Source organism: Flavobacterium jejuense (assembly GCF_006491595.2).
GTDB lineage: Bacteria > Bacteroidota > Bacteroidia > Flavobacteriales > Flavobacteriaceae > Flavobacterium > Flavobacterium jejuense.
Genome location: NZ_VEVQ02000047.1, coordinates 1 through 1,094 on the forward strand (window position 1 = coordinate 1; position 1,094 = coordinate 1,094).

At 33.4% G+C, this 1,094-nt stretch carries 1 protein-coding gene; it reads right to left on the reverse strand.

Going from position 1 to position 1,094, the window contains the following annotated elements:
* Positions 1-888: hypothetical protein (locus tag FIA58_RS21150; protein ID WP_140964680.1), on the reverse strand; the 888-nt coding region annotated here is incomplete at its 3' end.
* Between the last annotated feature and the right edge of the window lie 206 nt (positions 889-1,094).

Here is a 1,094-nt window from a genome sequence, read left to right on the forward strand (position 1 = left end):
AGCTGTATTTGATGTAAAACCATTAGCAGCTGTCCATCCGGAATTTGAAGTTGAAACTTGTATTCTAAAAGCACCTGCGTTAACAGGAGAAGTATAGGTAAAGTTGATAGGCAATAGTAAGTTTGTCGCTCCGTTTACGGGTGAAACAGGAACAGGTGTGTTTGCAGGAGTTGAATTACAATCAATTGGACCAATAGGTGTAGATTGATTGGCTAAATAAGAAACTGTAATCTGAGAGTTGTTATTTGTCCCTAGCCACGCATGAGTTTCTGGAGTTAATCCACCTAAATACGTTTGAGACCTAGGTCCGGTTTCATAACCTGCAACGACAACTACCTTTTTTCCATTTGCACTCAGTAAAAATTTTGTATCAATTGCGGGTCTGTTTCCTGGTGCCCACATCATTGTCATAAACCACATTTCTTTTTCTGGAGTTAAATATTGTGTTTGTATGTTACCAATAGATCCTTGACCTATTGAACCAGATTCAGCGGGTGTCCATTGTTTTTGAAAGCTTGCGGCATATAATTGGTTGAAAGTTTTATTAGCATCATATGCTTTATATAAATTATATGATCTTTGTAAGTGAGGATTTATATTTTCAGTTACTGTATTAGCAAATAATCTTCCTCCAGAGAAATTATCTTCAGTAGTTACATAATGACTTTCTTCAACAAATCGTCCTGTTGCAGGCAAATTAACAGTACGACTCCAACTTGAACCAAAGGCATGATAAACTGTATAAGGAGAAGTATTACACAAAGCTGCTGTAGGATTGCGACTTGCTGTTTCTGAATTGTTTTTTCCTTCTTCGATAATTTTAATATCGTCATTTTGGGAACAAGATATAATCAATCCTAAGACTATTAATAAATATAATTTTTTCATTATAGTTTGTTTTTGGTAACAACCATTATAAACTTTAGGATATAATTGTTTAAGAAGTTATATCCTAAAGTTATGGAGTTGCCTAGTTTTTTACACTAATGTTTTGTTTTATAATTTTTTCGCCATCAACGACTAGCAAGAAATAATTACCATTTTTTAAGGTTATATTTTCTTTTATATTGTTTGTACCTATTTCAGTATGGTAT